This is a genomic window from Marinomonas sp. 63XJN7_7_ISO-PGPR-S23-202, from assembly GCF_056173505.1.
This window is the reverse complement of sequence record NZ_CM149677.1, coordinates 1,461,192-1,473,606: the sequence shown is the minus strand read 5'-3', so window position 1 is coordinate 1,473,606 and position 12,415 is coordinate 1,461,192. Positions and strand designations below refer to the sequence as shown.

11 protein-coding genes are annotated in these 12,415 nt (G+C 42.2%); 2 read left to right on the top strand and 9 right to left on the bottom strand.

Annotation, left to right across the window (positions count from 1 at the left end; genetic code table 11):
• Positions 1-12: 12 nt before the first annotated feature.
• The 9 genes from cheD to AC0VYG_RS06710 form a co-directional block, all read right to left on the bottom strand.
• On the bottom strand, positions 13-636 hold the full coding sequence (gene cheD / locus AC0VYG_RS06750) for a chemoreceptor glutamine deamidase CheD (RefSeq protein ID WP_475431551.1): 624 nt from the start codon (positions 634-636) through the stop codon (positions 13-15).
• A 9-nt stretch (positions 637-645) separates the two neighbouring features.
• A complete protein-coding gene (locus tag AC0VYG_RS06745; RefSeq protein WP_475431550.1) occupies positions 646-1,449 on the bottom strand; it encodes a CheR family methyltransferase in 804 nt (267 codons plus the stop codon).
• A gap of 5 nt (positions 1,450-1,454) precedes the next feature.
• Positions 1,455-4,400 carry a methyl-accepting chemotaxis protein gene (locus AC0VYG_RS06740; protein ID WP_475431549.1) on the bottom strand — a complete coding sequence of 982 codons (2,946 nt, stop codon included), beginning with the start codon at positions 4,398-4,400 and terminating at the stop codon, positions 1,455-1,457.
• A gap of 10 nt (positions 4,401-4,410) precedes the next feature.
• Positions 4,411-4,902 carry a chemotaxis protein CheW gene (locus tag AC0VYG_RS06735; RefSeq protein WP_475431548.1) on the bottom strand — a complete coding sequence of 164 codons (492 nt, stop codon included), beginning with the start codon at positions 4,900-4,902 and terminating at the stop codon, positions 4,411-4,413.
• Complete coding sequence (locus AC0VYG_RS06730) at positions 4,886-6,991, bottom strand: chemotaxis protein CheA (RefSeq protein WP_475431547.1); 2,106 nt, start codon at positions 6,989-6,991, stop codon at positions 4,886-4,888. Before AC0VYG_RS06730 ends, AC0VYG_RS06735 begins: the two co-directional genes overlap by 17 nt.
• Before the next feature lie 64 nt (positions 6,992-7,055).
• Positions 7,056-7,421 carry a response regulator gene (locus tag AC0VYG_RS06725; RefSeq protein WP_475431546.1) on the bottom strand — a complete coding sequence of 122 codons (366 nt, stop codon included), beginning with the start codon at positions 7,419-7,421 and terminating at the stop codon, positions 7,056-7,058.
• 13 nt (positions 7,422-7,434) lie between these two features.
• Positions 7,435-9,090, bottom strand: a complete 1,656-nt coding sequence (locus AC0VYG_RS06720; RefSeq protein WP_475431545.1) for an ATP-binding SpoIIE family protein phosphatase — start codon at positions 9,088-9,090, stop codon at positions 7,435-7,437.
• Positions 9,083-9,358, bottom strand: coding sequence for an STAS domain-containing protein (locus AC0VYG_RS06715; protein ID WP_475431544.1), 276 nt, complete (start codon positions 9,356-9,358; stop codon positions 9,083-9,085). The genes AC0VYG_RS06720 and AC0VYG_RS06715 overlap by 8 nt, the downstream gene beginning before the upstream one ends.
• A 14-nt stretch (positions 9,359-9,372) precedes the next feature.
• Positions 9,373-10,527 (bottom strand): methyl-accepting chemotaxis protein, encoded by a 1,155-nt coding sequence (locus AC0VYG_RS06710; protein ID WP_475431543.1) that lies wholly within the window; start codon positions 10,525-10,527, stop codon positions 9,373-9,375.
• A 490-nt stretch (positions 10,528-11,017) separates the two neighbouring features.
• Here AC0VYG_RS06710 and bamE point away from each other — a divergent pair, with 490 nt between their 5' ends.
• Both bamE and AC0VYG_RS06700 read left to right on the top strand, forming a co-directional pair.
• Positions 11,018-11,344, top strand: coding sequence for an outer membrane protein assembly factor BamE domain-containing protein (bamE, locus tag AC0VYG_RS06705; RefSeq protein WP_475431542.1), 327 nt, complete (start codon positions 11,018-11,020; stop codon positions 11,342-11,344).
• A 63-nt stretch (positions 11,345-11,407) separates the two neighbouring features.
• On the top strand, positions 11,408-12,397 hold the full coding sequence (locus AC0VYG_RS06700; RefSeq protein WP_475431541.1) for an aldose epimerase family protein: 990 nt from the start codon (positions 11,408-11,410) through the stop codon (positions 12,395-12,397).
• The last annotated feature ends 18 nt before the right edge of the window (positions 12,398-12,415 follow it).

The following is a 12,415-nucleotide window of genomic DNA, read 5'->3' as shown; positions in this document are numbered from 1 at the left end:
AAACATCCTAGGTTAGAAAAAATCAATATCACCACCCGAAGTGTTTTCAATTTCCTCTTTGGCTTTCCCTTGATAGCGTTTCTCTTGAGCGACCACATCAGATTGATGAATATCGGCAAGTTGCTTCACAAATGCTTTTCCGCTTTGAGGGAAAAAATTGACTTTCCGGGGGGTAATATCTAATACACTTGACGAGCGGACAGGGATATTCTCCTGCTTTAAATACAGCATAATAAAGTCCACATTACGCTCACCAACACTGGAACCAGAAGACAAGCTTTTTATCACGTTGGCGCCGCCAAATACCTTGGCTTTTATCCGCTCTCGTCTCGCCCCTAGCTTCATCAAATGGTTCACCAACAGCTCCATGGCATACACACCATAGCGGCCTGATGAAGACAACATACTATTATCTCCATCTTCACCAGGTAATAAAAAGTGATTCAGCCCACCGACTTTTGCCTCTTCATCATACAAACACGCTGCTACACAAGAACCAAGCAACGTGGTAATCATAATGTCTTCTTTTGACGCATAATACTCACCGGGTAATACCTTAACCCCAGCGGCCTTAAACTTATTGTCATAGTACTTATGAGTCGCTAGGTGCTCTAAACTTTTCGAGTAAGAATACATATAAACACCTTACTTTTTCATGTATACGGTTTTACCAATGGGGTGTAAATACTCCGACATCCCTGAGAAATGTTCCGAGTGGCCTGCGACATACAAACCACCTGGACGTAATTTTTCTACCAGTTTTCGCAAAATTTCTAACTGTGTTTCTCTATCGAAATAAATCATCACATTACGACAAAAAACCACATCCTGTAGGTCATTGATGGGTAACCTCTCATCCATAAGATTGATGCGCTTGAATTCAATCATTTTTTTAAGTTCAGGGATAACTTTAGCAAAACCGATATTTGACCCAGTCCCTTTGCGAAAAAATCGCTTCTTATCCGCCAGCACGTCCACTTGCTTCAAGGCATAAATACCACTTTGGGCTTTCGCCAGAACATTGCTGTCTATATCCGAAGCGATAATTTTACAGGCATCAAACGACTCAAATGCCTTCACTAACGTCATGGCAATGGAATAGGGTTCCTCTCCTGTGCTGGAAGCTGAGCACCATACCCGCTGGACTTTTTCTCCGCTCTTAATAAATTCTGTTAATATTTCAAAATGGTGTGGCTCACGATAAAAAGAGGTTAAATTCGTCGTCAATAAATTAATAAAATGTTGCGTTTCCTCCTCATTTTCCATCAAAAAAGCCAAATATTCCTTCACGGACTTAAAACCAAAACTCCTCAACCTGGGTGCCAGACGACTGTAGACTAGTGAGTCCTTACTATCCGCCAGTTTGATGCCAGCCGCCTGCCGAATAAGCTCACGAACAACATTAAAATCAGCAGGTGTGTAGTCAAAATCTCTAAGTGGATCAGTCATAACGGCTAAAACTCTTCCCACTCATCATCGTCAATAGGCGAAGCGGCTGGCTTTGATGGGGCAGGTTTGACACCCACATCTTTAGCAGGCATTTTCACTTTCGTCTCGGACGCCTGCTTTGGAGGCTCGGTAGAGGTTTGTTTATCCATCGTTGTTTTCTGAGCTGTTGTTTTCGGAGCCGCTTTTTTCTCCACGGGTTTAGACACACCAGAAGACTCTTTACTCACCGTTTTAGTGACTGGAGTACTGACTTTTTGTGGCAATGCCTCTTTACGTGGTGCAGGAGATGACTTAAGCGCGCTAGTGACAAATAGCGAACTCTGGGAATCCGACTTACTCAAAACGAAGTTAGATACTTGATTAGTTAATAAACTTGCTTGATGTTGCATGCTTTCTGCGGAGGCAGCCGACTCTTCCACCAAAGCCGCGTTTTGTTGCGTCATTTCATCCATTTGAGCAATGGTTTTATTTATTTCATCGACCCCCACCGCTTGCTCAGCAGAAGCACCAGCAATTTGCGACATAATACCGTTCACACGCTTAATAGAATCAACAATACGATCCATGGTTTGACCCGATTGACCTACCAAATGGTTACCATTTTCAATCTTACTCACCGAATCCGAGATCAAGCTTTTGATGTCTTTAGCCGCATTGGCCGAACGCTGGGCAAGCGTCCTCACTTCTGACGCGACAACGGCAAAACCTCGTCCTTGTTCACCAGCACGAGCCGCCTCAACGGCCGCATTCAGGGCAAGAATATTGGTTTGAAAAGCAATACCATCGATGACACCAATAATGTCAGAAATTTTCTGTGACGATGAGTTAATCGCCGCCATGGTATTGACTACCTCTGAAATTAAACTCCCTCCCTCTAACGCCACTTCAGAGGCTTCTGAAGCTAGGATGTTCGCTTGATTGGCATTATCCGCATTCAGTCGAACCGTACTGGTAATTTGTGCCATGCTGGATGAGGTCTCTTCCAAGCTTGCTGCTTGTGTTTCTGTTCTACCAGATAAATCCATATTGCCTTTGGCAATTTCAGTAGACGCCAGCCTGATTGTCTCTGCAGCATGACGAATCTCACCTATCATCTTGGTGAGGTTTTCACTGGTTTGATTACAGTAACGTTTTAAATCGTCAAATTGCCCTTCATAATCGGCGGTAATTCTTTCAGTTAAGTTGCCCTGCGATAACGCCATTAAAACGCGACTGATATCCTTTAAGCCATCATCAGAGGTTTTCACAAGATGATTTAACGACTCAGAAATAAACTTCATAAAGCCTATTTTATTACTCATACTAATGCGTTGAGAAAAATTACCTTTCGACGCCTGCTCGACAATCGCCGCGATCTCATTCTCCGCTTCCACCTCTGACGTTCTATCTAACCATTCTATGACAGAGCCAAGACGCTCACCGTTGGCACTGACGATTGGATTAGCATCCACCCTAAAAAACAAATTTCCTAAGGTAATTTGCGTACCTTGGCTGCTGGACAGCTTTTCTAGCGCGAGCGAATCAGATGAAGGGTCCTGATTAAAAATATCCAGATGACTTCCCACAATGCCATTGGCCTTGAAATTGGGTAACACTTTACGTAGTTCACTCTCGGTATTCGTCAGCATCGCCGTCAAAGAATGATTTGCATAAATAATCTTGTGCTTATTATCAACTAGCATCACATTGGTCGAAGTGACGTTTAAAGCCTGCTCGATTCTTGTCGTTTCAATTAATCGCGCTTCTATTTCTGTTTGTATCCTATCCCGCTCATCACGAGCTTTCGACAAACTCTGCGTCATTTTCATTAGGCCCTTATTAATCGGCCCAAATTCATCTTTACGAGCGGTATTTAATTGAACCGAAAAGTTGCCATTCGACACCCCATCAACCGCTCCAATAACCGCACTCAAACTGCTCTTAAGTGAGCGGATCACACCAATTGAGATAATCAGCAGAAGTACAATCAAAGCACCGATAATGCTGAGATTAGTGAGTATCGTTTGGTTAGCGCTTTCAATACGCTCTAGCATCATGGAGGTTAATACTTGATTGCTGGATTGCCCAAAGAGGTAAAGCTCGTTGATGATTGCCGAACTTTCCTCAAAAAAAGTATCCGGGTTATAAGTGGTAATGTCTTTATTGAGAATCTCTTGATTAACGATTTGCAGTAGCTGATTAATGCTCGCATCCAGACCCTTCATTTTCTTCAACATAGCGTTGACTTGTAGGTTATCACCCGACTTTGATGACACCTCTAAATTATGAAGTAGCTTTTGCTCTGCTGATTGCAATAAAGAGGAGAGTGAATTAATACGGGTAAGTTGGGCAGGATTGATTACCCCTTTAGATAACGCAGCCGCTCCCTGACCTCTTAACTGAGCCATATTTTCAATCAAGGCTGGCAAGTTATCGTTCGTTGCGATAATTAAGTGATAAGAGTTCGCAACAGGATCATAACTTAACCCTGACGTTTCCATAATCGCGGGGAGAATACCGGACATCAGCGCCGTGACAACATCCGTTTGTTTAGCAAATGCCTCCCCTGGTAACACTGTTTTCGATTCAACACGCGTACTAAGTTCAGAAAACTCTGATTGAGCACGTATGAACAGCGTTAACATTGGCGAGTTAGGGTACTGACTATTTAGCAACTCACCAACCTGTTTGAAAGCAGCTAATACCTCACTTCCTTTGGCAGATAATGCCTTATTGTCATCATTACTTTGATTGAGATAAATGGCGGTTAAGCCTCTATATTCCTGAACTTTCTTTATTAAAAAAAGCACGTCGGTAGATGGCTCGATACCATTAAGCTCCTGTTTAGAAGCCTCGACTAACCCCGTCTCAACTTCGTAAAAAAACTTCGTAGGAATCGCAATACATAAACAGGCCAAAACTCCCAATACTAAAAATTTGAGAGATAGCTTTATATTTGAAAAGACACTCATTGTCCTCTCCCTAAACGGTATCTACCGTATCAAATAGTCCCAACTCTTCACTTGATACCAGAGCCTCAATGTCTACCACGATGACCATTAGGTCATCTACCGCCGCCAATCCATCCAGATAACGACTGTCAAAAGCAGCTCCAAACTCTGGTGCGGGCTTAATGTCTTCTTCTTCAAAGTTCATGACATCTGATACGCCATCAACCACAATTCCGAGAATGCGATCCTTGATATTGAGCATAATGACGATGGTCCACTCATTGTAACTGGGCTCCCCTACACCAAATTTAATACGCAGGTCCACGATAGGAACAATGTCTCCTCGAAGATTGATGACTCCTTTTATGTAACTAGGTGCGTTGGCTATTTTGGTCACTGGTTCGTAACCTCGAATCTCTTTCACGGACATAATGTCGAGTGCATAAGTCTCATCCCCCAATACAAAAGCAAGAAACTCTCTTGTTACGGAATGCACACCGCTGTTATTAGGTAAGGATGACATGATTGGCCTCCTCTTCGAGTTCTAATGATTGAGAACTGACTAACGATTCAATATCTAAAATTAATGCCACACTTCCGTCCCCCATGATCGTCGCACCCGCCACGCCTTTGACACGACGATAGTGTCGCTCAAGACTTTTTATCACCACTTGCTGCTGACCCAACAAGCCGTCGACAATCAGCCCATACCGCCTTTTCGCGGTTTCCACTAATACCACAATGGATTCACTGATATTGACAGGATGAAGACCACCATAAAGGGCTTCTTCTAAGTTAATTAATGGCCAATATTCGTCCCGCACCCATAGCAATTGCCTGTTTTGCATCACTTTTATTTGGCTCTCTAATGGCTGAATACTTTCTACAATGTTCACCAGTGGAATCACAAAGACCTGGTTCTCGTTTTCGACGCACATTCCATCCAGTATCGCCAAGGTGAGCGGTAAGCGAACTTCAAAAGTCGTCCCCACGCCTTGATTAGATTCAATACTGACCCGCCCTCCTAATGCCTCAATATTTCGTCTCACCACATCCATGCCAACACCGCGGCCGGATACATCCGTCACTTCAGCGGCGGTGGAAAAGCCAGGGGCAAAAATCAACAACCAAATGGCGTCATCGGTTAAAGGATCAGGAAGGGAAATGCCTTTCTCAAGGGCTTTATTCAAAATACGTTCTTTATTAAGACCCGCCCCATCGTCGCTAACCGTAATCACAATTTCACCGCCTCTTTGCGATGCAATCAGCTTCACAATGCCCTTTTCGGGTTTGCCCTTAGCAATACGAACGGCTGGCGCTTCGATGCCGTGATCAACACTATTACGAATAAGGTGTGTCAGTGGGTCTGAGATTTTCTCGACTAGGTTCTTGTCTATCTCGGTGCTTCCGCCTTCGATCACTAACTCAATGTTCTTGGTTAATTTATTCGATAAGTCTCGAACTAAACGGGGAAAGCGATTAAACACAAAAGAAATGGGTAACATCCTAACGGACATTACCGCTTCTTGAATTTCGCGAGTATTGCGCTCAAGTTCGGTTAATGCCGTTTGCATTTTTTCGGCAATGCTTTCTTGGGCCTCACTGCCAATCAGATTCAACATGGACTGAGTAATGACTAGCTCACCGACAAGGTTAACCAGCTTATCAATTTTAACGGTCTCAACTCGGATACTAGCGGATTCGGATGCTTTACTCTCGGCCGCCGCTTTGCCTTTGGCGGCAGGTGCCTTACTCTCCCTGACTGGTGTGAGTTCCGTCGTCGGAGCACTGCTGGACGCTTGATTATCTTGTGATGAATGAATCTCTGTCTTGCTTTGCTGATCACTTAATGTTGATGAAGCCGTGTCGCTCTCAAGTCTTTCATCAAAAAAACCATAACCTTGTGACTCTTCAGACGTTTCTTTCTTTAGCAACGGGGTTTCGAAAAAACCAAATCCTTCGTCTTCAAGATCATTATCATGTGAGCCCTCGGTCTCTTGCTCAAAAAAACCAAATCCTTCATCTTCAAGATCATTATCACTTGAGCCCTCTGTCTCCTGCTCAAAAAAACCAAATCCTTCATCTTCAAGATCACTCTCATTTGAGCCCTCTGTCTCTTGCTCAAAAAAACCAAACCCTTCATCTTCAATATCAGAAGCTGTTTGTTCGCCTGCAGCCTCTTGTACAGGGTCTTCTTGCACAACCCCTTTCTGAGCTTCTTTCGCCTCTTGTAAAACGCTTTTCAGGCGTGTCTTACCTGACTCTACTTCGTCCCAGTCTATCTCAATGTCTTCATGATAGTTATCAAGAATAACTTTTAATAAATCAATCGTTTCTAGTAAAACCGTTATCAAATCACTGGTTAAAAACAATTCTTGATTACGTGCTGAATCAAGCAAGTTTTCCATCACATGAGTCAACCCAGTCATGGCCTTAAAACCAAAGATGTCACTCCCTCCTTTAATGGAGTGAGCCGCTCGAAACACACTATTGAGTGCCTCAATATCGGGTTCACCTTCTGGATCATAATCCAGCAAAAAGGTTTCCATGGTTTCTAGATGCTCTTGGGCTTCCTCAAAAAACATCTCACGGAATTGACTCATATCATCCATAAACAACTCAACTGTAATCAATAATGAATCGACGGAATTTTACTAAACATGCTTGCAGACCTTTCTAGCCAAGCACTTTTTTCACCACATCCAACAGCTTAGAAGGGTCAAAAGGCTTAACCATCCAGCCCGTTGCCCCCGCGGCCCTGCCCTGGCTTTTCAGTGCATCCCCTGCTTCTGTCGTCAAGACAATCAAAGGCACCCTTGCATAAGCCGACATAGCCCGCAGGGATTTGATTAATGTAATCCCATCCATACGAGGCATATTCTGATCAGTCAGCACAAAGTCAAATCGCTCACTGCGGCATTTTTCAAATGCTTCTTGACCATCTTTTGCCACCGTGACCGCATAACCAGCTCCCTTTAATGTCGCTTCAATCATTTGGCGAACCGAAGGAGAATCATCAACAATCAACAATTTTTTAGCCATCTCTACACCCTATTTAAGCAATAAGAACTGTCGTTTTATTTTCTGTTTTATCGTAGCAATAAGACTCACTGATTTTTTGAATGAGTTGGAGTCCTCTACCATGTAATTCAGCAGCATCACTATCATAAAATGTCGCCGAGTCATACCCTTTACCACTGTCTGTCACAGCAATCATTATCTTCATGTCTTTTGCAAGCCATTTGATAGTTATTTCAATAAACTCACTATCAGACACATTCCTTAAACCTTCAGATCGCTGCTCTAAATAAACAAAAAAATCCTTTTCTTTTAACTCTGAAGAAAGGTTCAAAACACCATGATCAATCGCATTGCTTACCAACTCAGTTAGCACTAAAAATACCTTTTGCAAAAAATCACTAGGAAACGAGTATTTTTCAAGCATAGTAATAAAACTAGATACAATTTCTTCATTTGCAAGTGCTTTTCCCATCAAAACAGAACTAAATTCGATATTGCCAATTTCCTTTCTAGAAAAGTCCGTCTGAAGAATATTAGATAAGCTCTCTTTTACTTTACAAAAATCCACATAAGAAAATGACATATCATCGACATTATCAATGGGGTCACTGAGAGCATGATATTTATTAATAACCTCCAGAGGGTGCATACGGTTAGATTCAAGATCTTGATAAACGTCTTGAAATGAAAGCATCTTGCCATCTGAAAATTTATTTTCTATAACACCATCGCTCATCAGCATTGCAAAACCAACCTCATCCAGAGAAAAACGATCGAATTTAGTCGTTACGGAGTTATTGCCAAGTATCCCTAATGCCATATTTTTAGATTTGACACGGGTTAAAGGCTGATGATTTTTATCCATCAATAACACATCGGGCATTCCTGCATTCCAAATAGAAATTTCATTTTCCTGATAGAGAACTTCAATAACAATGCAGGAAATAAAACGGTTATGTGGAACCGTTTGTGAGTGTTTTTCATTTAATTCCAATAGTATTGCGGCAGTGGAAAAACCCTTATTTACCAAAGCCGTAAAGGTGGTTACCATAGGGTAAATGGTCAGTGCAGCCGCCATACCATGGCCCGTTGCATCCGCCAACATAATCATCAAATTGCCATTAGGTTTAACCACTTGCATTAAGATATCACCGCAAAACTTACCGTGGGAAAGAGTCGCGTGTTCAATACCATCTAGTTCTTGTATGTTTTTATTAATGATATGATCGTAAACGTAAAAGGCTAAGGCTTCCTCTTGGTCTTTCTCATTCATCATTCTTTCTAATAAGACCGTTTTTCTTAGCTCTTCTAACTCCACGCTGTAACTTTCAATGACACTGATAATTTTTCTTGAGAAAAGATAGACATTAATCGGTTTATGTAAAAAGTCTTTTGCACCTAGCTCATAAAAATCAGAAATAATTTTATTTTCTAAGTCTGCTGTTAGCACCACCACAGGAAGTCTACTGTTCTTATCATGAACGTATTTCATGAAAGACTGACTTGGTCCATCCTCTAGGTTTACATCCAATATAATAAGGTGAAAATCATGTTCATCTACTTGTTGCTTCGCCTCTTGATTAGAACCGACAGTGATCACTTCTAATTCATGAGAAGAAAGAATATTTCTTATAAGCGATTGTGTAGGAAAAGAATCCTCAACTAAAAGAATTTTTTTTCTATTATTCATATTGATACAAATTGCCAAAATTAGCCATTTCTAGGATATCTTTTGCACTGCCAGATACATTTCTTATCGTTCCACTTTTGCTTTCTTCAATAAGTAGACGATGTAATAAAACCATCATCCCCAATGCTGAGGAATCAATATATTGAACACAAGAAAAGTCGAGAACGATGTTATTTTTGGATAGCAAAGCCGCTTCATACTTTTTGGTAAACCATTTATGTGTACTAAAATCAAATCGTTCAGGTAAAACAATCACAGTATCAGTCATAAGACACCCTTATTCTAAAATAGCTCAACATCACCACTTTCTACCCCTTCTTGTGAGACAGGGTTATGCTTTTGTTCTTTTCTCTGATTTAAAAGAGCCAGCCTTTCTAGAAGAACATTCTCAATTTCTTCTGCTGATCCGCCATTAAAGGCTTGTAGGTTTTCCTCAATAAACTGTATCGTCTCCCTGATAAATAATATGTTTTGACTATTGATATCATCAAATTGCAAGCCTCTTGTCGCTTGATGAATGGCTTGCTCTAACGTTCCAGACAGACTTTCCAATTCGCTGGTGACCCGCGCGTCTGAATGTGCTTTTTTGACAATCCTGTCCAACGCAACATTCATCTCCTTTTTCGATTCCATGATGTAAGTCACATCGTGAGCAGCGACTTTTTCCATAGACACCGATAGCTGGTTGACCTGAGTTTGAATATTGTTAATACGAGACTGAATGGCTTCACTGAACCCAGTAGAGCGATTGGAAAGAGAACGCACTTCATCCGCTACCACAGCGAACCCTCGACCCGCTTCACCCGCTCGGGCGGCTTCGATAGCGGCATTCAATGCTAGTAGATTGGTTTGAGCAGCAATATCATCAATATCTTTTAAGGCTTTGGCGATTTCTGGCATTTGCTCGTTAATCACATTGACCTGTTTTAATAACTCCATAGAAGACGCTGACATATCCACCGTGCTAGAAATAAAACGGTCAATGGTCTTTGACGTTCGGTTAGCAAACGCTTTCATGGCATTACTGTAGGTGTCTCCACCTTCCATACCATCTTTGACTAACTCCTCAATATAACCAGACTGGGACGTAACAAGGTTGTCGATATCTCGAAAGGACTCGGTGAGTAATGCAACGGCATCCACTTGAGTCTTTAAGACATTCGATAAATCGTCATCACACGAGTGCAGCAATGGAATCAGTTCGTTTTGGAATAAATGCTTTTGCACTGTCTCCATATCTACCGCTGACTTCTTGCCCGTTTCGCCATCATCACTGCTCGCAGATTGAACCGCTGCAACCCTATGATTTCTGGAAAGCACCATAACGGCGCCACTACCGACGGCCAAGCCGATAAAACCCGCTAGAGGAGCAACAAAAACAAACAGACTGCAGCAAATAACCAGCAGAAAAAAATACAACCACAATGTTTTTTTCATAACGATCCTAGTTACTAAATATAGGCCCTTGTATGAGCAGTTAAGCCATTGCTTGCTCAGAAAGTAGAGAAAATAAAGAAGGAGACGTTTCACTGTGGACAAAAAGCGTGTATCGATGGGGACTCCATGTACGACTTGCTCCCTGTAAACATTTTTTGGACGCCTGACAAAGCGCTTTGTTTTCCCTACGTTACTTTTTATGCAATTCAATTAAAGTAAGCGTAGTAGACTCCCCAATAAAATGTACGTTGAGTTTGTAATTTTTTTATACCAAGTGGACACTGGCATAGAGCTGATGGCATGAGGTAATAAAGGCCATAAGAGACGTTTTCCCCCATGGTAACATACTGATACGGCATCAATAATTTGTGGGTTTTGTTGTATAGCCTTATAGTTAAGCAAGGTACAAACAACGGATAAATACGATCATGACAAAGTATGATCACAACTAGACTATTCTTTTGCCAGCTCACTTTTTGGATGGACCATAATGCGCATCGTTTTACTTATAATTGCTTTTTCACTGTTAACGGCTTGCAGCTTCATCAACACCAAAGCGCTCTCTCTACAAGAAGGGATGGATAAACAACAAGTCACCAATATTATGGGAAAGCCTATTTATCGCTCCTTTAATGGCACCACCGAAGCGTGGCAATACGCCGCCTTTAATGGCGTGAAACAATGTATCTATATTACGGTTTGGTTTAAACAAGGCCAGATGGTCGCTATGACCAATCGTCAAGAACCAAGTCAAGATCAAAGCTGTTTGCAAGGTATTCGAGAAATTGACTGGACACAGATACCACGGGGTTTATAGTCAATTATCAAAGCTTTGACGACAAGTTCCAAACATAATAACGCCACCCCTATAGAGGAAAATATGAGTCAACAAAAACAACTAACGGCCACTCTAGGTAGCGAGCAAATAGAGCTGAACAATGGCCAATTACGCGTGGTTATTTTGTCTTTAGGTGCCAGCATTCAATCGATTCACTTAAACGGTTATGAGCACTCATTAGTGCTCGGCAGTGTTGCTCTTGACCGTTATTTAGACCAAGCGAAATACTTTGGTGCCGTGGTAGGTCGTGTTGCCAATCGTACCGCCCGAGGTAGCGCCCTGATAGGCAACCAGCAATACACTCTGCCCCTTTCTCCGCCAGAAAAACACCATTTACACGGTGGTCCCTTGGGGACAAGCAGTAAAAATTGGACCGTCATCGAACATAATGGCGAGCAGGTTCACTTACAAAGTGTCTTAGCGGATGGGGAAATGGGGTATCCAGGTAAAATGGTTGTGGATGTCTTTTATCGATTACATGGAACAGGGCTAGAGCTGGAAATTCTTGCTACGACAGACCAATTAACGATCTGTAATTTTGCAGGACACAGCTATTTTAACCTAGACGGACAAGGTTCAGTACTCGACCATAAGCTTGCCATTCAAGCGGAGCATTATTTACCCGTGACAGAGGAGTTAATTCCCACCGGTGATGTCCAAGCGGTTCAAGGCACCCCTTTCGATTTTCGCACGTTAAGACGTATTGCCAGAGACGATTATCCCGGTTTAGACACCAATTTTTGTCTGGCCCAAGACAAACAGCCGTTACGGGACGTAGCAACACTTATTGGCCCATTAACAGGTATTCAAATGTCATTAAAGACCAATGAGACAGGTCTACAAATCTATGATGGCAGACACATTCAACTGGCTCAGGAGCACAATATTAATCACGGTGCATTAAGTGCTTATTCAGGATTAGCTATGGAAGCACAAGCCTGGCCTGATGCCATTAATCACGCGCACTTTCCCTCTATTTTGCTCTCCCCTGAAGATCGCTATCAACAGATTACACGCTATTGTTTCTCTTAACAGCGAATACTGTAAATC